Origin of the sequence: Brachybacterium vulturis (genome assembly GCF_043641765.1) — a bacterium.
In the GTDB taxonomy this organism is placed as follows: Bacteria; Actinomycetota; Actinomycetes; order Actinomycetales; family Dermabacteraceae; genus Brachybacterium; species Brachybacterium vulturis_A.
Window position 1 is genome coordinate 67,722 of the sequence record NZ_JBHZRO010000016.1, and the last position, 21,109, is coordinate 88,830.

The 21,109-nt window shown below is 73.9% G+C and carries 14 protein-coding genes; 4 read left to right on the plus strand and 10 right to left on the minus strand.

The genetic code is table 11. The features are described from left to right. Window positions 1-11: 11 nt before the first annotated feature. The 3 genes from hemQ to hemE are packed head-to-tail and all read right to left on the minus strand — an operon-like array spanning window position 12 to window position 3,204. Window positions 12-746: a hydrogen peroxide-dependent heme synthase gene (hemQ, locus tag ACHUEU_RS12840; RefSeq protein WP_394216517.1), complete on the minus strand. Its 735-nt coding sequence runs from the start codon at window positions 744-746 to the stop codon at window positions 12-14. Beyond that, a complete protein-coding gene (gene hemG, locus ACHUEU_RS12845; RefSeq protein ID WP_394216518.1) occupies window positions 743-2,155 on the minus strand; it encodes a protoporphyrinogen oxidase in 1,413 nt (470 codons plus the stop codon). Before hemG ends, hemQ begins: the two co-directional genes overlap by 4 nt. After that, window positions 2,152-3,204: a uroporphyrinogen decarboxylase gene (gene hemE, locus ACHUEU_RS12850; RefSeq protein ID WP_394216519.1), complete on the minus strand. Its 1,053-nt coding sequence runs from the start codon at window positions 3,202-3,204 to the stop codon at window positions 2,152-2,154. The genes hemG and hemE overlap by 4 nt, the downstream gene beginning before the upstream one ends. A gap of 276 nt (window positions 3,205-3,480) precedes the next feature. On the opposite strand from hemE, the gene ACHUEU_RS12855 reads away from it, so the two are divergent. Next, a complete protein-coding gene (locus tag ACHUEU_RS12855) occupies window positions 3,481-4,971 on the plus strand; it encodes a glutamyl-tRNA reductase (protein ID WP_394216520.1) in 1,491 nt (496 codons plus the stop codon). A gap of 36 nt (window positions 4,972-5,007) precedes the next feature. Here the strand turns inward: ACHUEU_RS12855 and ACHUEU_RS12860 are convergent, their stop codons facing one another. Continuing rightward, on the minus strand, window positions 5,008-5,379 hold the full coding sequence (locus ACHUEU_RS12860) for a hypothetical protein (protein ID WP_394216521.1): 372 nt from the start codon (window positions 5,377-5,379) through the stop codon (window positions 5,008-5,010). A gap of 127 nt (window positions 5,380-5,506) precedes the next feature. On the opposite strand from ACHUEU_RS12860, the gene ACHUEU_RS12865 reads away from it, so the two are divergent. Then, the gene (locus ACHUEU_RS12865) at window positions 5,507-5,806 is read left to right on the plus strand and encodes a hypothetical protein (protein ID WP_394216522.1); all 300 of its coding nucleotides are present in this window, start codon (window positions 5,507-5,509) and stop codon (window positions 5,804-5,806) included. Window positions 5,807-5,813: 7 nt separating this feature from the next. On the opposite strand, the gene ACHUEU_RS12870 is transcribed toward ACHUEU_RS12865, so the two are convergent. The 4 genes from ACHUEU_RS12870 to ACHUEU_RS12885 all read right to left on the minus strand — a co-directional run bounded on the left by ACHUEU_RS12870 (window position 5,814) and on the right by ACHUEU_RS12885 (window position 13,692). Next, complete coding sequence (locus ACHUEU_RS12870) at window positions 5,814-7,949, minus strand: acyltransferase family protein (RefSeq protein WP_394216523.1); 2,136 nt, start codon at window positions 7,947-7,949, stop codon at window positions 5,814-5,816. Window positions 7,950-7,966: 17 nt separating this feature from the next. After that, a complete protein-coding gene (locus ACHUEU_RS12875; protein ID WP_394216524.1) occupies window positions 7,967-9,337 on the minus strand; it encodes a M18 family aminopeptidase in 1,371 nt (456 codons plus the stop codon). Next, a complete protein-coding gene (locus ACHUEU_RS12880) occupies window positions 9,334-11,370 on the minus strand; it encodes a DUF6541 family protein (protein ID WP_394216525.1) in 2,037 nt (678 codons plus the stop codon). Before ACHUEU_RS12880 ends, ACHUEU_RS12875 begins: the two co-directional genes overlap by 4 nt. Before the next feature lie 105 nt (window positions 11,371-11,475). Continuing rightward, window positions 11,476-13,692: an acyltransferase family protein gene (locus ACHUEU_RS12885; RefSeq protein WP_394216526.1), complete on the minus strand. Its 2,217-nt coding sequence runs from the start codon at window positions 13,690-13,692 to the stop codon at window positions 11,476-11,478. A 451-nt stretch (window positions 13,693-14,143) separates the two neighbouring features. On the opposite strand from ACHUEU_RS12885, the gene tgt reads away from it, so the two are divergent. Next, entirely contained in the window at window positions 14,144-15,442 is a 1,299-nt protein-coding gene (gene tgt, locus ACHUEU_RS12890; protein WP_394216527.1) for a tRNA guanosine(34) transglycosylase Tgt, read from the plus strand. Window positions 15,443-15,449: 7 nt separating this feature from the next. Further along, the gene (locus tag ACHUEU_RS12895) at window positions 15,450-17,033 is read left to right on the plus strand and encodes a PQQ-binding-like beta-propeller repeat protein (RefSeq protein ID WP_394216528.1); all 1,584 of its coding nucleotides are present in this window, start codon (window positions 15,450-15,452) and stop codon (window positions 17,031-17,033) included. Window positions 17,034-17,102: 69 nt separating this feature from the next. Here ACHUEU_RS12895 and ACHUEU_RS12900 read toward each other — a convergent pair whose 3' ends face one another. Both ACHUEU_RS12900 and ACHUEU_RS12905 read right to left on the minus strand, forming a co-directional pair. Next, window positions 17,103-17,867: a hypothetical protein gene (locus tag ACHUEU_RS12900; RefSeq protein WP_394216529.1), complete on the minus strand. Its 765-nt coding sequence runs from the start codon at window positions 17,865-17,867 to the stop codon at window positions 17,103-17,105. 96 nt (window positions 17,868-17,963) lie between these two features. Further along, window positions 17,964-20,954, minus strand: coding sequence for a glycoside hydrolase family 2 TIM barrel-domain containing protein (locus tag ACHUEU_RS12905; protein WP_394216530.1), 2,991 nt, complete (start codon window positions 20,952-20,954; stop codon window positions 17,964-17,966). Window positions 20,955-21,109: the final 155 nt, after the last annotated feature.

Sequence of the window (21,109 nt, forward strand, 5' to 3'; positions counted from 1 at the left end):
GGGGTCCGGGCTCAGGCGAGCAGGGCGGCGACGTCGTCGAGGTCCTCGAGACGTCGACCGGTGTGGAAGGGCAGCTCGTCGCGCACGTGCAGACGGGCATCGGAGTAGCGCAGGTGACGCATCATGTCGACCAGGTCGTGGAGGTCATCCGCCTCGAAGGAGAGCAGCCACTCGTAGTCGCCGAGCGCGAAGGCGGCGACGGTGTTGGCGTTGACCTGCGGATAGTCGCGGCCCAGCATCCCGTGCTCGCGCAGCATCCGGTTGCGCTCGTCATCGGCCAGCAGGTACCAGTCGTAGCTGCGCACGAAGGGGTAGACGGTGATCCACTGCTTGCGTTCGAAGCCCGGCATCATGAACGAGGGGGCGTGGCCCTTGGCGAACTCGGCCATGCGATGCACGCCCACGCCGGCCCACTCGCGGTGCAGCCAGGTCCCGGCCGCGGAGCGCTCGAACTCGCGCAGCGCGGTCTGCAGGGCGGCGGGCTCGTCCGCCGCCAGCCACAGCATCAGATCCGCCTCGGCGCGGAAGCCGGAGACGTCGTAGAAGCCCAGGATCTCCACGCCGCCCTCGGAGTCGGACTCGACCAGCTTCGTGACCTCCTCCAGGGAGTCCCGGATCTGCGCGGTGGTGAGCTCGCCGTCCTCGGTGAGGCCCGAGAGGCGACGGAACACGGTGTAGCTGGTGAAGCGGGTCCTCTGCGCGATCTCCTCGACGGTCGGTGCTGCCGGGGCGGGGGTGTCGGTCATGACGGGGTTCCTTCCGAGTAGGTGTCGTCGGCGCGGACGATCGCGTCGATGCCGGTGCCGGCCCTCCAGGAGCCGACGAGTTCGAGGGACGGCTGCTGGGCGAGCAGGCCGGTGAGGGCGTCGAGCCCGGCGCGGTGACCGGGCAGGGGCTGGCGCATGGCCCGGCCCCAGTCGATCACCTCCGCGGCGCGCAGCTGCGTGCGGGACAGCGGGGTGCCCAGGATGCGGGAGGCATCGGCGAGGGCGAGATCGACGATCTCCTCGCGGGCGGGGAGCTGCTCACCCGGACGCCCGTAGGACAGCCGCAGCAGGTGCGGGCTCCGGGCCGTGGGCAGAGCCTCGGCCAGCGCCTGCTGGACGTGCTCCCACTTGGCGCTGGCATGGGTCAGGGCCTTCGCCCGGATCCCGGCGGTGCCGGGGGCGACCAGTGCCCCGGTGCCCGCGGGGCGGGCATCCAGCGCGGGCGCCTCGAGCACCAGCGCCACCAGGCGCACCGCGGCCGACGGGGCCTGCGGGATCGCGCGGGCGACCGCCGGAGCCGCCTCGCGCAGCAGGTCGCGGGCCGTGTCCGGGGGACAGGCGAGGACGAGGTGGTCCGCCTCCAGGCGCTCGTCGCGACCGGTGAGGACCTGCCACCGGCCCGCGCTTCGTTCGATGCCGACCACCTCGACGCCGGTGCGCAGGATCCCCCCGGCCGCCAGGATCCGCGCCTGCAGGGTCCGGGGCAGCACGGCCATCGTGGGGGACAGGGAGCGGACGCGGGTGCCTGCGCTCGCCGTACTGCGTCCTCGCAGTCGCTTCACCGCCGCGGTGAGGGAGCCGTGCTCGGCCAGTCCCCGGCTCAGCTGGGGGGAGGCGGTCGCGAACTCGAGGGTCGCCGGATCAGCGGACAGCACACCGCCGACCACCGGTGCGACCAGCCGCTCGAGCACCCTCCGGCCCAGTCGGCGACGCACCACCTCGGCGACCGTCGCCCCGTCACCGGCGCCGTACGAGGCGGGCAGGAAGCGCTCGAGGCCCGCGCGCAGCGCCCCGGCCCTGCCCAGCACCGCGCGCACGTCTGCGGCGAAGGGGCGACCGGGGACTCCCAGCACGCTCGCACCGGGCGCGCGATGCACACCGGCCTCGGAGACCACCCGGCTGCCCAGACCCTCGCGCGGGGCGACGATCCGCTGCTCCAGGCCCAGCTCGGCGAGCAGCGCATCGACCGCCCCGGAGGCGGTCGCATACGCCTCGGCGCCGGTGTTGACCGTGACGGCGGCGGCCTCCGGGAGGCCGGCCTCGGCGATCGCCCCGCCGACGGTCCCCGACGCCTCCAGCAGCACCACCCGGCGCCCGGCGCGCTGATGGCGACGTGCGGCCAGCAGCCCGGCCAGGCCGCCGCCGATCACGAGGACACGGGTGCTCATGCCGGGCGGACGTCCTGCGCGAGGTCCTGCTCATGGAGGAAGCTCACCAGATCGGTGAGGACCTGCGGATCGGTGGAGGGCGGGACCCCGTGGCCGAGGTTGACCACATGCCCGCTCGCCCCGGCCCCGGCCTCCAGCACCGCGCGCGCCTCCGCGAAGCGGGCCTCCTCGGAGGTGAACAGCACGGCCGGGTCGATGTTGCCCTGCACCGGGGTGCCGGTCGGCAGCATCTCCAGCGCCTGGTCCAGGCGCAGGCGGTGGTCCACGCCCATCGCGGTGGCCCCGGCGGCGTGCATCTGCGGCAGCAGGTGGGCGGCGCCGACCCCGAAGTGGATCCGCGGCACCGGCAGCTCGCCCACGTGGGCGAGGGCCGCGGCGGAGTGCGGCTGGACATGGGTGAGGTACTGCTCGGCGCTGAGGGCGCCCACCCAGGAGTCGAACAGCTGCACGGCGGAGGCGCCCGCGAGCACCTGGGCGCGCAGGAAGCGGCCCGACAGCTCCGCCACCCAGGCGGCCAGGCGCGCCCACGCCTCCGGCTCCGAGCGCATCAGCGCCCGGGTGCGCAGGTGGTCGCGGCTGGGGCCGCCCTCGACCATGTAGCTGGCCACGGTGAAGGGGGCGCCCGCGAAGCCGATCAGGGGCGTGGTGCCGAGCTCGGCGACGGTCAGGCGCACCGCCGCGCGGATCGGCTCCAGCGCCGCCTCGTAGTCATCGCCGAGCACCGGCAGGGCATCGATGTCGGCGACCGTGCGCACGGGATGGTCGAAGACGGGGCCGACGCCCGGCTGGATCTCGACCCCGAGACCCGCCTGCCGGGCCGGGACCACGATGTCGGAGAAGAAGATGCCGGCGTCCACGCGATGGCGCCGCACCGGCTGCACGGTGATCTCCGCAGTGAGGTCGGGGCGCACGCAGGACTCGAGCATCGTGGTGCCCTCGCGCAGGGCGCGGTACTCCGGCAGGGAGCGGCCGGCCTGTCGCATGAACCACACGCTGGGGGTGGCGTTCCTCACCCCGCGCAGCTCCTGCAGCACCGAGGCGTCGGACACCCCGCCCTCGGCCGCCGGGCGCCGCGCCGGGTGCCCGGAGGGCAGCTCGGCGGAAGGGCCGACGGGGGGTGCGGAGGGGGCAGCGGCAGTGGTGGCGAGCCCGGGGCCTGCGGCGTTCCCGGGAGCTGACAGGTGTCGCGATCGATCTGACGACCTGTCGGCAAAAGTGGGCTCTGACGTGGGGTTCTGTGTCATGACGCTCCATTGTGCACACGAACTCCGAGAGTGCTCCGACAGTCGGCCGGAGCGGTCGCGGGCCGTCCTAGACTGGCGCTCATGCTCGCTGCCCTCCGCGCTTCCCATGAGCACCTCGACCTCGAGGTGCTCGATGCCCTGACCCGGGGCGCGGACACCCTGCCGGCCGTCATCGACCAGCTGCAGATCGAGCGCGCCGCCACCGGCGCCGATCCCGTCGTCGCCGGCGAGGTCGTGGTGAGCACCTGCAACCGGCTCGAGATCTACCTCGACACCGACCGCTTCCACGAGGGGGTGGACCTGGTCGTCGACGCGGTCGCGCGCACCAGCGGGCTGGACCGCGAGGTGGTCTCCCTCTGCTTCGACGCGGCGATGGACGATCCCGTCCCCCAGCACCTCTACGAGGTCGCCTCCGGGCTGCGCTCCCTGGTGCTCGGCGAGGCGGAGATCGCCGGGCAGGTGCGGCAGTCCTACGAGACCGCGCGTCGCGAGGGCCGCACCACCTCGATGCTCCACGACCTCTTCCAGCACGGCTTCCGCTGCGCGAAGTCCGTCGCCACCCGGGCCCCGGTCGGTGCGGCCGGGCGCAGCGGCGCCACCGTCGCGGTGGACCGGGCCGAGGTCGAGCTGGGCGGCTTCGCCGGTCGCAGCGTGCTGATCGTCGGCACCGGTGCCTATGCCCGCCTGGGGCTCGCGGAGCTGGGGCGCCGCGGGGTGCAGGACGTGCGCGTGTTCTCCCCGTCGGGACGGGCCGCCGGCTTCGCGGAGCGTCACGGTGTCCAGGTCGTCGCACGGGAGGACCTCGAGCGCGCCCTGCACGCGGCCGATCTGGTGCTCGCCTGCTCCGGGCGCGGCACCTCGCTGTTCCCCGAGCAGTTCCTCAGCGCCGGGCGCACCGTGGTGCTCGATCTGGCGCTGCACTCGGACCTGCACCCGCTGGTGCGGCACCTCAAGGGCGTCACCGTGCTCGGGCTCGAGGACCTCAAGCTCGGCACGGACGCACAGGCCGATCCGGCGCTGCTCACCGCCCGCGGGATCGTCGCCGAGAACGTCGAGGCCTTCCGCCTGCAGCAGGAGGTGCGCCGGATCGACCCGGCCATGGCCGCGCTGCGCCGGGAGGTCTTCGATGCGGCCGACGGCGAGATCGACCGGCTGCGTCGCGACGTCGCCGGGGAGACCGCCGACCAGCTCGAGCGCTCCGTGCGCCGCATCCTGGCCCGGGTGATGCACCAGCCCGCCGAACGCGCCCGGCACCTCGCGGAGACCGGCTACGCCGACGCCTACGTCGAGGCCTTCCACACCATCTTCGGGATCGACATCTCCGCCGGCCAGCAGTTGACGACGGGCGCCCCGGAGGCGGTCGAGGACAGCAGCGCACCGGTCCCTGCCGGCTGGATGCGGGTGGACCGCACGGTGCCGCCGCGTAGCGACGTCCTGCGCGAGCAGCCGGCACCGGCTCCCGCGTTCGAGACCGTCGGCCGCCTCTCCGCCTCGGACATCGCCCGGGTGGCGCTGCGCGGCGGCCGGTGCCCCGAGGGCTTCGGGCCGGAGGCCGACGGCCCCGCCGCCTGATCCCGGCAGCGTCCCGGACAGCGCCCGGGTGCGAGCTCAGCGGCGGCGGAACAGACCGCGCCGACGGCGGGCAGCGGGGGCCTCGTCCGCGGCGCTCTGTTCGGTGGCCAGCTCCTCCGGGTCGATCGGGAGCCCCTCCTCGTCCACCCAGACGTCGGTCCAGCCGACGTCGGACTCGTCGTGCGGGCTGTACGCGCGACGCGGGCCCAGCGCGTCCCGGACGTCCTCGAGCTCGATCTCGGCCGGGGCCCGGACCTCCTCGCCGCGATGCGGCACCGGGCAGGTCCAGAAGTACGGGCAGCCGGGACAGCCGGCGGTCTCCTCGTCGGGAGTCGCCTCGCGCTGCATCTGGACCCCGTCGATCTGCTGCAGCATGCGCAGACGCGACTCGAGGGGATTGATCTCCATGGCCTGTTCAGAGTACTGCGCCGGGCGGCATCCGGCGACGCGGCCGCCGCCGGTCCCGGCGTAGGATCGGACCCCACCGCGACACTGCCGCCGCCGCCCTCCCGCCGCCCGTCCCCAGGAGATCCCGATGAGCACCCCTCAGCAGCGAGTCCACGACGCCACCCGCCGTCTGCTGGACCTGCTCGAGCACGGCGAGTCCCTCTCCCCGGAGGCGATCGAGCTGCGCTGCGAGCTGGCCGAGGCCACCGCGGAGGCCGGACATCTGGACGACTCGTACTACCAGGTCGAGGAGCTGCTCAAGGATGCCCGGCGCGAGCACGGTCCCGACCACCCGGCCGTGGCCCGGGCGGCCCGGGCGGTCCGGGCCGTGCGGGAGATCGGGATGCGTGCGCAGGCCGCGGCCGGTGAGCCCGGCACCGCCGGCTGAGCGCCGCTCACCACCGCCAGCCGGCGTCGCGGAGCCTCGCGTCGACCTGGTCCTGCATCGACGCGGCGTAGGTCGCCGAGATGTGGTCCGGATCGATGGAGACCCTCACGTTGCCGATCACGGGACTGCACACGCCCTCGGGGCACACCAGGTCGTTGATCCCGATCGGGTGGACGCCCTCGGCGTGGGCGGAGAGCAGGGCCGCATCGGGCCGCTCGGCGGTCAGGTCCGCGGGGATCGGGGGTGCGCACGCGGGAGCGTCCGCGCCCTTCTCCCGCACGCAGGTGCCCTGGTGCAGGTCCATCCGGGGCATGTCGCGCAGCGCGATCACGTCGATGCCCGCGGCGGTGAGGCCCGCCAGCGTGGCGTCCAGGCCCGGGGTGATCACCTCCGCGCGCTCCGGTGTCAGGAAGGTGGAGTGCACGACCACCGCGTCCGGGGAGATCCGCTCGAGGTAGGTCTGCGCCTTCGCGCTCCAGGCATCGCACTCCTCGGAGACCTGCGCGTCCGGGGCGTAGAGACATCCGCCCTTCCAGAGCGTGATCAGGGTCCAGCCGTTCTCCTCGGCGAGCGGGATGAGGGCGCCGGTGAACTGCTCCAACCGTGAGTTGCCGACGCTGACCACGACCGGGGCGTCCGGTTCCCCCTCGACGACGCCGCAGGAGTTCCGCTTCGGCTCGACCTCGGCCCGGGGTTCCCGCTCGCCCGAGCACAGGCCGTCGCCCAGCACCCAGTCGCCGGGGAGGGTGGCGAGGGACGGCAGCGGCTCGGCAGCCGGGTCGGCGTCGGGGTGCACCGTGAACTCGGGATCCAGCACCCGGGCGCCCGGATTGTCGGCCACGGCGCGGGCCTCCGCCTCGCGCTCGCCGGCCAGCAGGTGCTGCTGGGAGGCGATCACCGGCGCGAGCGACAGCACCAGGCAGGTCAGCGCCACGGCGCCGGCCCGCCAGGGCTTCGCGCTCGCCCATGGCCAGCGCCGCACCGGGGTGTCGACCAGGCGGGTCAGCAGCCAGGCCAGGAGCAGGGAGAGCAGGATCAGCGCCAGTCCGTCGAACAGACCGGCGCGCTCCTTCCCCGTCCACGCGAGGTAGAGGATCAGCAGCGGCCAGTGGACGAGGTAGAGCCCGTAGGAGATGTCCCCGAGCACCACCGCGGGCCGGGTCGAGAGCACCCGGTCCACGCTCAGCGGATGCCCGGTCGTGCCCGCCACCAGCACCAGTGCGGCCGCCGCGAGCGGCCAGGCGGCGATCCAGCCCGGGAAGGCGCCCTGGACGTCCACCAGCAGACCGCAGGAGACCAGGGCGAGGATCCCCACCCAGGCCGCGACCACGCGGAGGGGCAGGGCAAGCGGCGAGAGCGACCCGGCAGCGGAGTCGCCGGCCCGGTGCCGTCCGCGGCGGGCGCGGTGCGGGGCTCTCCCTTGCGCCCGCTGCTCCCACCACGGCAGCGCGAGGCCCAGCAGGGAGCCGGCCGCGAACTCCCACAGCCGGGCGAGGGTGTCGAAGTAGGCGATCTCCTGCTGGGAGGCGGTCGAGACGACGGACCAGGCGAAGGAGACCACCAGCACCGCGGCGAAGAGGAGCGCGAGCACGGCACGGGCACGGAGGCGCAGCAGGCGTGCGAGGAGCACCGCCAGCGCGATCAGCAGCGGCCAGGCGAGGAACACCTGCCCCTGGATCGACAGGGACCAGAAGTGCTGGAAGGCGGAGGGTCCGGCCTCCTCCGCGGCGTAGTAGTCCACGCCCCGCCTGATCAGCACCCAGTTCTCCACGTGCAGGAGGGAGCCGATCGCGTCGGTGATCGCGGTCATCCAGCGCTCGGGCGGCAGCACCAGGCGGACCCCGGCGAGGGTCGCCAGGACCACCACGGCGGTGGGCGGCAGCAGCCGCTTGAAGGTGCGCCCCCAGTACGCCGCCGGGGCGGTCGGCCGTCCGGCATCCACGCGCCGCAGGAACGTGCCCACCAGCAGGAAGGAGGAGAGGAACAGGAACACGTCGACGCCGCCGGAGACCCGGTCGAACCAGACGTGGTAGAGCACCACGAGTCCGATCGCGAGGCCGCGCACGCCGTGCAGCTCCGGGCGGAAGCGGCCCGCGCCGGTGGTGGCGGTGGGCGCGCCGGCAGGAGGAGGGGCGGAGGTCACGGGTCCGGGGCGCTCCCTCAGCCGCGCAGGAACGCGGCGCAGGCCTGCTGCAGCAGCAGCGGATCCGCGGTCGCGCACATCTCGCGCGCCGAATGCATCGACAGCAGCGTGAGGCCCACATCGATCGTGGTCATCCCCAGCCGGGTCGCGGTGAGCGGCCCGATCGTCGAGCCGCAGGGCATCGCGTTGTGCGAGACGAAGTGCTGATGCGGCACCCCGGCGCGCTCGCAGGCCGCGGCGAAGGCGGCGATGCCCACCGCATCGGTCGCGTACCGCTGCTGCGCGTTGATCTTCAGCATCGGACCGCCGCCCAGCTGCGGCCGGGTCACCGGGTCGTGGCGCTCGGGATAGTTCGGGTGGGCGGCGTGGCCGGCGTCGGCCGAGAGCACCAGCGAGGAGGCGAAGGCGCGGCGGCGCGAGGCCTCGTCCCCGCCGAGCGCGGCATGCATCCGCACCAGCACGTCCTCGAGGAACGGACCGGCGGCGCCGGAGCGGGTGGCCGATCCCACCTCCTCGTGGTCGTTGGCGACCAGCAGCGCGATCGGCGCGGGCCCCGCGGCGGCGGGCCGGGCGTCACCGCCACCGGCGACCGTGATCAGCGCCTGGACCTCGGCGTGCACGGAGCTGAGGTTGTCCAGTCTCGCGGAGGCCAGGAACTCCTCGTGCGCACCGAACAGCGCCGGCGCCTGGGCGTCGACCGTGAGCACGTCGAAGCCGAGGATGTCCTCGGGGGCGATCGGCTCTGCCACGACGTCATCGACCAGGTGCCCGGTCTCGTCCAGCGGCGCGGCGTGCGCGGCCAGCAGCTCGCGCACGTCCACCTCCCCGATGCCCAGGATCGGCTGCAGGTGCCGCTGCGGATCGAGCTGGAGGCCCTCCTTGTTCACCGCCCGGTCCAGGTGGACCGCGAGCTGCGGCACCCGCAGCACCGGCGGCGTGGACACCAGGGCGCGGCGGCCGTCGCGCAGGGTGAGCAGCCCGGCCAGGCGCAGCTCCCGGTCCAGCCAGGAGTTCAGCAGGGGGCCGCCGTAGATCTCGACCCCCACCTGGGAGAGGTTCTCCCGACCCAGCTCGGGGTTCGGCTTCAGCTTCAGGGCGGGGGAGTCCGTGTGGGAGCCGACGATCCGCCACGGCGTGGTGGCATCGGCCGCCTCCGGGGCGACCCAGGCGATCAGCGAGCCGTCGCGGATCACGTAGCGCGCTCCGGCGACCTCCGGGGCCGACCAGTGCGCGGATTCCTGCAGCGGGGAGAAGCCGGCCGCGCGCAGCCGGCGGGCGGCCTCCTGGACCGCGTGGAAGGAGGAGGGGGAGGCGGAGACGAACTCGCCCAGATCGACAGTGGTGGCCCGGGCGCGGGAGGACGGTGCGGCGGCGAAGTGGCGAGTCACGGGTTCATTGAACCATCGGTGCCGCGGCAGGGGAGCATGCGCAGCAGCTTCGCCTCGCCCACCTGGAGCACCACCTCGGCGGCGCCGGTCTCGGAGATCTCGTTGAGCCCGGTGTAGGTGGCGGAGCGTCCGTGGATCTCCTGCGGGCCGAAGTCCAGGGCGTATTCGACGTTCAGCTCCTCGGCGGCGTCGCACACCCGGGGATCCGTGCGGGCCTCGTCGAGCTCGGCATTGAGCAGATGCACCTCGGGCTCCGCCTGGAACCCCATATAGGTGTTGAGCACCTGCCGGTCGGAGATGGCGTAGGCGAGGGAGCTGCCGTTCCAGGCATTGGTCGCGATCACCGCGTCCTCGGGGACCACCTCGGGCAGCTGTTCGAGCAGCGCCCGCTCGTCGGCGGAGAGCAGGCCGCTGGTCTGCCAGGCCGACTCGAAGAACCACTGGTTCACGCGGGCCCCGGGGGAGAGCATCCCCAGCGCCAGCACCGCCAGGGCGACCGCTGCCGCCGCCCTCTGACCGAGGGGCCCGGAGAGCGCTGGCCGATGGCGCCCCGCCCAGCGCTGGAGGCTCTCGATGCCGAGGGCCAGCACCGGGATCGCGGCGACCGCGATGATGGCCGTGGTCCGGTTGTTGTCGGTGTACCAGTTGCCGAACAGGAGATACCGCAGATCGCCCACCGGAGTGCTGCGGGTCAGAGCGGACATCGCCGCGGCCGCGAGCCAGGGGGCCAGCAGCCAGCGGGAGCGGGACAGCAGCAGCACCGCGGCCGCGCAGCCCAGCATCACCAGGCCCAGCACGACGGAGGTGGGGGTGGCGTTGGGGGCCAGGGAGATCGCCTGCCCGATCGCCTCCTTCCGCGAGGCGTTCGGCTCCCAGACCGCGGAGGACTCCGGGGGCCGGAACCGCAGCCAGATCACCGCTGAGCCGGCCAGTGCCACGACCGTGAGCACCGTGAGCGGCCACAGCCGGGGGCCCGGCACGGCGGACGGGGAGAACCGCTGACGAGCCCGGGCCAGAGTCCCCCAGACCAGGATCGGCAGTCCCAGCACCATGCCCACGAACACGCCCTGCGGATGGGCGAGCGTCACGGCCGCGCAGATCACGGGCAGCAGCACGGCGAGCTGGACGCCGCTCAGCCGCTGCCCGGAGCGCGCGGCCAGCCCCGCCAGATGGGCCACCACGACCACCACCAGCGGCATCAGCGTCATGGAGAGGAAGTACGGCAGCACGAGGCCCCAGTACATGAGCGCCACCGGGAACGCGCCGGTGACCCCGGCCAGCGTGCCCGCGGCCATCCATCCCACCGGTCCGGCCGTGGTGCAGGTGCGCATCAGGGCCATCAGCCCCACCGGCCACACCACGGCGGCCAGCAGCAGCATCACCACGTTGGAGGCCAGCGGGATCCCCTGGCCGGAGATCTGCACGACGAGACTGACCAGCTGGTGCCAGGCCGCGGGATAGAAGGTCTCCTCGCCCGGCAGGGCGGTCATCCCGCCGACCACCCAGGCGGAGGCGTCCTGGAGCCGCAGGATGTGACGCACCGCGTTGAGGTGGAAGACGTTGTCGTAGGTCTGGTTGACCGCGGAGACCCCGCCCATCATCGGCAGCACCCGCAGCAGCAGGAGGCCGCCGCCGAGCAGTGCGCCGGTCAGCAGCGCGCCGGCGCGGCCGCGCCGGCTGGAGGCGATGCCCGTGACCGGGGGCGTCGCCGCATCGTCCGGTGCGGGGGCGGGGGCAGCGGCCGGCGGCGTGGCCCGGATCGCGGCCGATCTCGCCCGTGCCCGGCGGCGTCCCGGCAGCCACAGCACCGCACCCACCCCCAGCCCCAGCAGCAGCGGGGAGAGGAGCGTCCAGCGGATCCCGAGCAGGTGACCGGCCTCGGCGGCGAGCGCGGCCATCAGCAGCGAGAACGGGACGGCTGCGGCGAGGGCGGTCAGCGGTCGCAGCCGGAGCGCGAGCACCGAGGGCAGCCCGGGGGCCCCGAGCACCAGCAGTGCTGCGCCCAGGGTCGCGAGGATCCTCAGGATGTCCACGCGGCGGTGCACCTGCTTCCTGCTCGAGCGGGCGCGAGCGCCCCGGGATCGGGCACATCGTAGCGGTCGCGGGCCCGCGGCACCCCGGGCGGCGGTGCAGGGGGCTCAGCCGGCCGCCGTCTCCAGCTCCTCCGTGACCGCCACAGCCAGCGTCTCCTCGACGAAGAGCCTGGTCAGGTGGTTGTCATCCATGTAGACGTAGACCTCGCCGAGCACCGGGGAGCAGCGCCCGGCGGGACAGATCTGCGGTGTGAGATCGAGCAGGGTCACCGCGGCGCCCGGACCGTCGAGCGCGGCGAGCGGAGCGGCCGGGTTCTCGGGGGCGAGCTTGTCCGCGACATCGGCCCCGCAGGCGTCGTCCGCCTCGGCCGGGGTGCCGCCGTCATCGATCACCGCCTCCGCGCACTGGTACTGGTCCACCTCCCAGCGGGGGGTGTCGCGGACGGCGAGCACGTCGATGCCGCGGTCCAGCAGAGCCTGGACCGCCCCCTGGGTGCCCTCGGGGAGAGTCTCCGCGGAGCCGGCGGCGTCGGTGCGGGTCACCGTGGTCATCACGGTCGAGGGCTGGACCGCTTCCAGATACTCCAGGACGAAGTCGTCATAGCCCGCGCAGTACGGGTACCGCTCGGTGCCGGCGAGGTAGCCGCACCCGTCCATCGAGAGGTTCACGATCTGCAGGTCGTTCTCCTCCGCCCAGGGGATGAGCGCCGGGATGAACTGGCGGGAGTGGGAGCTGCCCACCACCACGACGGTCGCGGAGACGTCCGCGTCCGCGGGCAGCAGCTGCTGGCAGTTGACGTGGCGGAAGCTCCGCTCGGGCTGCCAGGGGCCTCCGCAGCGCTCGGGCAGGTCGGGCCACTGGGAGCCCAGCTGCCAGCCGTAGGGGCGGATGTCGGGCGGGGCGATGGTGGCGACCTCGTCGGTGGCCAGGCTCGGCCCCTCCGCCACCGGCGGCTGGGCCGCGGTGCGGTGCAGGACCGCCCACCAGCCGCCCGCCGCACCTGCCACCAGGGCGAAGCTCAGCGCGATCGCGGTCAGCGCCCGCCAGGGACGCGCCTCCAGCCAGCGCGAGCGACGCACCGGGGAGTCCACCGCCCGGGTCACCAGCCAGGCCAGCAGCACGGACCCGGTCAGCACCACCAGCCCGTCCAGCAGCCCCGCGCGCGCCTGCCCGCTGTGGTGCAGCCAGATCACCAGCAGCGGCCAGTGCACCAGGTACAGGGCGTAGGAGATGTCGCCGACGAACGCGGCGGGCCGCGTGGACAGCACCGAGTCCACCCCCCAGCGGGTGCCGGAATGCCCGGCGACCACCACCGCGCCCGCGGCGGCGAGCGGCCAGAGCGCGATCCAGCCGGGGAAGAGCGCCGAGACGTCCACCAGGATCCCGCAGGCCAGCAGGGCGGCGATGCCCAGCCAGCCGGTGAGGGCGCGCAGGGTGCGCAGGCGAGGGGCGGCGGCGTCCTCCGGGCGACGGGCACCGGTGAGCCGGTCCAGCAGGGGCAGGGCCAGGGCCAGCAGGGACCCGGCGGCGAACTCCCACATCCGGGCCGCGGTGTCGAAGTAGGCGATCTGCTGCTGGGACTGGGTGGAGAGGATCGACCAGGTCAGGGACGCCGCGCCGAGCAGGGAGACCAGCGCGATGAGCGGTCGTCGCACCGACCGGCCGGCCCGGGCCCGGCGCGCCACCAGCAGGAACAGCAGCGGCCACACCACGAAGGCCTGCCCCTGCACGCTCAGGGACCAGAAGTGCTGCAGCGGGGAGGAGCCGCTCGCATCGCGGGCGTGGTAGTCGACCTGCAGCAGCACCAGCAGCAGGTTCTCCAGGTAGAGGGCGGAGGCCACCGCCTCCTGCATGATCACCTGCCACATCGAGGAGGGCAGGAAGGCGGCGGTCCCGGCCAGGACCAGCAGGATCGTCACCGCGGCAGGGGGCATGAGGCGCTTGAACGTGTGCAGCCAGTAGCGCGGTATCCCCAGCGGTCGCCCGCTCTCGAGGCGGCGCACGAAGGTGCCGGTGAGGAAGAAGGCGGAGAGGAACAGGAAGACGTCCACACCGCCGGAGACCCGACCGAGCCAGATGTGGTAGACGGCGACCAGGCCCAGCGCCACCGCCCGCAGGCCGTGCAGCTCGCGGCGGAAGCCGGGGCGGGAACGCTGCGGCTCGGCCGCCGACGGCGCCGCAGCGGTGCCCGCGGCAGGGGGCCCCGGGCTGCGGGAGCGGAGCTCCTCGCCGCGCAGCCGCCAGGTGCCGGAGACGGAGCCGGAGGTGGACCAGGCGTCCTCCGCCTCGCGCTCGGCATGCAGCTCGATCGGGCCCTGCACCCAGTCCCCCAGGGCGGAGGTCTGCGAGGGCAGGGAACCGCTGAGCCAGGTGGAGAGATCGGATCTCGGGGCGGCAGGAAGGGGCTCGGGCGCGGGGTCGGAGGGCGGCTCCGGTTCCTGGGTCCAGTCCTCGAGCGCGTCGGCGAGCGGCGGGGCGGGCTGCTCCCAGGCCTCGCCCGCGGAGGCGATCTGGTCCTGGTCGCCGAGCGGTCGCGGAGGGCGGTGCTCGTGACGAGGACGCAGCGGATCACTGGGCGAGCTGATCGTGATCCCCTTCCGCAGGGCAGGTGTCGAGGGGCCGTGGGCGGTCTGCTGCCCGCGTCCCGGCGCTGCGTGGATCCTAGTGGATCGGCCCAGGCGTCCTCCGCGCCCCCGCGGGGCCGGGAGCCCGCCCCGCGGGGGCGCCGACGGTCCTTGCGTGGAGCGCGGCCCGCCGTGGGATCATGGCGGGGTGACCTCATCGAGCGCCGAGCCCCCCGCCCCGTCCGTCGCCACCGCGGCGCGAGCCACGGACTCTGGATTCGAGATCAGCGCCCGCCACGGCGAGAAGGCGCGCGCCGGCGTGATCACCACCCCCCACGGGCAGATCGCCACCCCCGCCTTCATCCCCGTCGGCACCAAGGCGACGGTCAAAGCGGTGCTGCCGGAGTCGATGAGCGACCTCGGCGCGCAGGCCCTGCTGGCCAACGCCTATCACCTCTACCTCCAGCCCGGCCACGACCTGGTCGACGAGGCCGGCGGGCTGGGCGCCTTCATGAACTGGCCCGGCCCCACCTACACCGACTCCGGCGGCTTCCAGGTGATGAGCCTGGGCGCCGGCTTCAAGAAGGTCCTCTCCAGCGAGTTCTCCGGCGGGGAGAAGGCCCGCACCTCCTCCGGGGAGGACGACGACGTGGCCGAGGGCAAGGAGCGCCTGGCCCATGTCGACGACGACGGCGTCACCTTCCGCTCCTTCATCAACGGCGACGTGCACCGCTTCACCCCCGAGATCTCCATGCAGATCCAGCACGGGCTGGGGGCGGACATCATGTTCGCCTTCGACGAGCTGACCACCCTGATGAACTCCCGCGGCTACCAGGAGCAGGCGCTCGAGCGCACCCGGCTGTGGGCGCTGCGCTGCCTGGCCGAGCACGCCCGCCTCACCGCCGAGCGCAGCCACCGCCCCTACCAGCAGCTGTGGGGCGTGATCCAGGGAGCCCAGCACGAGGACCTGCGCCGTCGGGCCGCCCGCGACCTGGGCGCGATGGAGGTGGCCGGGCAGGCCTTCGACGGCTTCGGCATCGGCGGGGCGCTGGAGAAGGAGAACCTGGGCACCATCGTCGGCTGGGTCACCGATGAGCTGCCGGAGGCGCGGCCCCGCCACCTGCTCGGCATCAGCGAGGTCGATGACCTGTTCGTCGCGATCGCCGCGGGGGCCGACACCTTCGACTGCGTCTCCCCCTCCCGCGTGGCCCGCAACAGCGCGGTGTACACCGCCACCGGTCGGGTGAACCTCACCGGCGCCAGGTACCGTCGCCAGTTCGCGCCGATCGATGAGGACTGCGACTGCTACACCTGCACCCACTTCACCGCCGCCTACGTCCACCACCTGTTCCGGGCCAAGGAGATGCTCTCCTCGACCCTGTGCACGATCCACAACGAACGCTTCGTGGTGCGCCTGGTGGACCGGATCCGTGACTCCCTGCACACCGGCGACTTCGACGCCCTGCGGGAGGAGACCACCGGCGCCTACTACGGCGCGCCGCGGTGAGCGGAGCGTGACGGTGAGGGAGGCGGCGGCCGCAGCCGACAGCGACGGCGGGACCGATCGGGCCACGACGCTCGGGGTCGCGGTGGTGCTGCTGGCCCTGGCCGGGATCTGCGCGCTGCTCGGGGACCATCTCGTGAGCGGTGCCCTGCGCCTTGCCGCCGGGGTGCTCGCCGGGCTGGGGCTCGGGGCCACGCTGCTGGTCGTGCTCAGCGGTCGCGGCCCCCGCCTCGCCCGGCGTCCTGCGCTGCTGGTGGCGGCCGGTACGGCGCTGGTCGCCGCGCTGGCCCTCACCGTCCCCGCCGTGCTCGCCACCCGTGTCGACCCGCTCGCGGACCGGGCCGCGCTCGCGCTCGAGCCCCTCGCCGAGGGGGACGCCGTCCATTCCCTGCCCTCGCCGGACAGCCCCGTGCTGCTGCGTCGCGCCGACGGCCGCGGCCAGGTGCTGCTCGACGGCGTCGCCCACCCCGTCGACGTCACCGCGCACGACGTGCTCGCGCTCTCCGCCGACGGGAGACGCCTGGTGCGCGCCACCGGCGTCTCCACCGAGGTGCTGCTGCTGGACCCCACGGCCTCCGCCCCCGACGGCGGGTTCCCGTCCCGGAGCTTCGAGGGCACCCCGCTCGCGCTCGCCGGCGACCTGATCGTGCTGCGCAGCTGCACCGAGGGGTTCTGCCGGCTGTCCGGCGTCGACCTCACCGCCCCGGAGGAGCCGCTCTGGGTGGTCGGCGCCCCCGCCGAGACCCGCGGACCGGACCCGGCAGGCGTCGAGGTGCCCGCCCGCGTCGAGCAGCCCCCCGGGCTGCTCGACGCGCTGCGCACGACGGGGGTGCTGCCCGCGATCCCGCTGAGCTTCGATCCCGGCCAGGGCTGGGTCCAGCGGGACCTGGCGACCGGATTCCCCGTCGGCCGCATCCTCGTCGGGCCGGAGCAGGAGTGCCGCATCGCGGTCACCGGGGAGGCGGTCACCGCCCCGGACCCGCTGCACCCCGCGCCCCTGGTGCTGGCCGTCTGCTCCGCCGAGGACGGCGCGCTGACGGCCACGGCCTTCCGCGACGGTGCGGTGCTGTGGGAGTCCGCCCCTTCACCGGCGGGGGACTGGTCGGTGCGGCTGGACCGGGGGCGGGTGCTCGCCACCGGCACCGAGACGGGCAGCGACACCCCGGGCGAGATCATCGCCACCGAGCAGGGGACGGACTGGACGGCTCCGGGCGGTGAGGGGGTGGAGCAGGTCGCGGCCTTCAGCGCGAGGATCGGCATCGACGGCACCGCGATGGTCGTGACCAACGAGAGCGGGCAGCTGCTCGCCTACGAGCTCGCCGGCGGCGCCCACCTCTGGACGCTCCCGCTCTCCTCCCCGCAGGCGGAGGTGCGCGGCGCCCTCGAGGCCGGCACCGCCGTGGTGCGGGACCCGGTCGTGCGGGAGCGCCCGCTCGAGCCGCGCAGCACTCAGCGGCTGCGGGTGATCGACGTGGGGACCGGCGAGGTCACGCTCGAGGTGCACGTCGCCGAGGAGGTCCGGGGCGTCCGCGCCGTGGGCGGCGGCAGAGCGCTGGTCACCGTGGACGGGCAGACCCTGCTGCTGGGACCGTGAGGCCTCGCGGCACAGAGACGCCCCGGACCTCAGCGAGGTCCGGGGCGTCCGGCTGGTGCCGGGCCGGTCTCAGGCGGTGAGCTGCTTCGACGCGGTGCTGTGGACGAAGAACGAGCCGAGCCCGATGATCGCGACCATGACGAGGGCGTGCAGGGCGTTGGTCCCCGCCGTGATGCGGTAGCCGGCGGCCGTGATGGCGCCGGTCTGGTCGTCGGCGCCGCCGGTGGCCATCAGGATGGCTGCCATGACGATGGCGAGGATCCAGAAGAGGACGACGGAGACGGGGATGGCGACGGCGACCACGATCCCGCCCACCCGCGCGCGGCCGCGACCCATCACCGCGGCGGCGATCCCGAGCGCGAACATGAGGAACCCCACCAGGAAGTTCAGGCCGTACAGCAGGACGGACGCCAGGCCCGACCCGATCCCGAGGGCACCGGCCTCGCCCCCGGTGTCCGTGGCGGCCAGGTCATCCGCCGCGATGAACGAGGCGAGATTGACGCCGAGCCGCGCCAGGAGCAGCACGACCGTGCCGATCAGCAGGATGAGGCCGATGAGCTTCACCCGCTTCCAGTTGACCCCGTCACCTGTGTCGAACTGCGGTCCGGTGTCCATGCCGTACTGCCCGGCGGCCCCCGGGTACCCGGCCGGGGCGGCCGCGGGCGAGGGCTGGCTCCATTGCGGCTGGGAGGGCGAGGGCTGTCCCCACTGCGGCTGCGGGGCCGGAGCCTGCTGCTCGGGCTGCCCCCACTGCGGTGCCGGGGGCGGCGGATTCTGCCCGCCCTGCCCCCACTGCCCCTGCTGTCCGTGGTCCGGTCCGTACCCCTGAGTCATGCTGCTCCCTCGGTGCTGCCATGTCGTGGCGTCACGGCGACGCCTGCTCCAGCCTATCGGGCGCCGCCGTGACCGGGGTGCCGAGGGGTGGTGATCTCAGACCGGGTCGGCGGCCAGACGGAAGCGGAAGCTGTCCTCCCGGGCGGAGAGCACGTACTGCGGCAGCGGCTCCGGTCCGCAGGCCGCCGAGCCCACGCCGTGCAGCGCGGAGGAGAGGGTCACCCAGGTGCGGCCATCGGCGTGCAGCGCCCCGTCGTGCGCCCGGGCGTCGAGCTCCGCCGTGGACCAGGGGCGCACCGCGAGCCCCAGACCCTCCGGTGCCCGCACCGCGAGGGAGGGCCCGTCCCCACCGGTCAGCGCCGCGCGCACCGTCCCGGCGCGATTCCCGTTCTCCTGCGGGAACACGTACGGCACCTGGAACTCCGCGAGCGAGGAGGACCAGCGGCCGAAAGTGGTGCCGCCGCCGGTGTCCGGATAGGACTCGTGCGGGCCGAACCCCTCGTAGGCCACCTGGTCGGGGGCCGAGGGGAGAGCGAAGGTCCAGCCGATCCGCGGCAGCGGCAGGTCGGTGGGCCAGAACGCCGAGGGGGTCACCGTCACCTCCACATCCACCCCGTCCGCGTCCGCGGTCCAGCGCTCGGTGACGTCGGCGCCGAGCGCCGAGCCGTCCAGGCCGATCCGGCTGCGGACGACGAGGACCTCCCCGTCGGCAGCATCGGGGGTGATCTCCACCAGACGGCGACGGGCATGGTCCAGCCCGATCCGCTTCCACCGCGCCTCGAGCGGGGCGCGGGTGCGGGCGCGCTCGTTGTCCACCGGGGCGCGGTACAGATCCACCCCGGCATGTTCGATCTCCAGCGCGCCCAGGCCCACCAGGCGGCCCAGGTCGTCGAAGCGGGCCGGGCCCAGGCTCCAGGATCCGTCGTCTCCACGGGTCGGGGCGAGGCGATCAGCGGCCGAGGGAGCGTGCGCGGCGCGCAGCCGCTCGGCATCCACGTGGTCGGCGGTCACGATCAGGTGACCGGCCGGGACCGGGCCCTGCGCCGCGCGGGTGAGCAGGCGGACCGTGGTGGTCGCGCCGTCGTGCACGGGCAGCGCCACCTCGGCGCTCTGCCCGGGGCCCACCTGCGGCAGCTCGAGCTGCTGCCAGCTGGCCTGGGCATCGAGCGACACCTCGGCGCGCAGGTGGCTCAGGTCGCTGAAGGCGTAGCGGTTCGTGATCCGCGCACTGCCCGGGGACACCTCGAGCCCGACGGGGGAGTAGTGGTGCTTGGCGTCCAGCAGGGCCGGGGACGGGGTGCGGTCGGGCAGCACCAGGCCGTCGGCCACGAAGTTGCCGTCGTGCAGGCGCTCGCCGAAGTCGCCGCCGTAGCCGTAGATGCGGTGGCCCTCGGCGTCGGTGGTCTCCAGACCGTGGTCGATCCACTCCCAGATGAAGCCGCCGTGCAGCGCCGGGTACTGCTCGGTCAGCGCCATGTACTCCTGCAGCGAGCCGGCGCCGTTGCCCATCGCGTGGGCGTACTCGATCCACAGGAACGGCTTGGTCAGCGCCGGCGGGTTCGCGAAATGCCCCTCGGGCACCTCCAGCGCGAAGCCGGCCAGCATGCGGGTGAGCTTGTCCTGGTACTCCTGGCTCAGCTCCCGCCGCCCGATCTGCGCGGACTCCTCGATCGTGGAGTACATCAGGGAGAACACGTCCACGTACTCCGCGGCGTAGTCCTGCTCGTAGATCACCGGCCTGCTCGGGTCGGTCTCGCGCACGGCGGCCACCATCGCCTCGGTGACCGGGCCGGAGGCGGCCTCGTTGCCGATCGACCACATGATGATCGAGGCATGGTTGCGGTCCCGGCGCACGAAGCGCTCGGAGCGCTCCACCAGCGACGCCTCGAACAGCGGGTTCTGCGCCGGCCCCTCGGCCGCGCCGGTGCCGTCCTCGCCCCAGGTCGAGTCGGCGTGGAACCCATGGGTCTCGAAGTCGCCCTCGCAGATCACGTACAGCCCGGCCTCATCGCACACCTCGAGGAAGCGCTGATGGGGCGGGTAGTGGGAGGTGCGCACCGCGTTGAGGTTGTGCTGCTTCATCAGCGCCACGTCGAGGTCCTGATTGCCCTCGTGCTGGGTGCGCCCGAGGACCGGATCCGCCTCGTGACGGTTCACGCCGCGGAACACGATGCGCTCACCGTTGACGCGGAAGATCTCCCCGTCCACCTCGACGCGGCGGAAGCCCACCCGCAGGGTGACGGTCTCGGTGTCCGTGCTGATCGTGGCGTCGTACAGGTGCGGGTCCTCGGCGGACCACGGGCGCACCTCGCCCACGGCGAGGGGATCCACGCCGGTCGTGGCCGAATGGCCCAGCGCAGGGATCTCGACCCGCGCCACGACCTCGGCGCCGTCCGCGTCGACGGCGGTCGCGCTCAGGGTGCCCTGGCCGGTGGCCGGATCGAAGTCCGCGACGGTGACCAGGTCATGGATCCCACCCGTCGGGCGCAGCAGCAGGTCCACGCTGCGGAAGATGCCCGAGGCCCACCACATGTCCTGGTCCTCGACGTAGGTGTTCACCGACCACTGCACCACGCGCACCTCGAGCAGGTGCTCACCGGGGGAGGAGAGCGCCTCGGTGACGTCGAACTCCTGGGTGAGGCGGGACCCGGCGGTCACGCCGATCTCGATCCCGTCGATCCACACCTTCGCCGCCGAGTCCACGCCCTGGAAGCGCAGCAGCACGCGCGCCCCGGCGGCGAGCTGCTCGGCCCATTCGGCGGGGACGGTCACGGTGCGCGAGTAGTGGCCGGTGGGGTTCTCGTCCGGCACGTGCGGGACCTCGCGCGGGATCGGGTAGATGACGTTGGTGTACTGCGGGGCGCCGTAGCCCTGCAGCTGCCACATCCCGGGCACCGCGATGGTCGCGGGCTCGCCGAGGTCGGTGCCGTCGGCGCGGGTGCCGTAGCGGAACCCCCAGTCCCCGTCGAGGTTCAGCTCCGGCGCATCCGAGTGCAGGTGGGCGCGACCGCGCAGGCGGTTCCGGCCGGCGGGGAGCTCCTCCCACCAGCGGTCGGAGTGATCGGCAGGGGGCAGCGGGGTGCTCATCGGTGAGGCGTCTCCTGGGCTCGAGAGTGCTCACGACCATCGTCGTGAACGTTCACGAACGAGTGTACCCGGGAGCGGGCTGTCCGGTGAGGCGATCCGGGCTCGGGAGCCCCGGCCGGACCCGGCAGCACCACCCCGGCATCGCCACCAGAAAA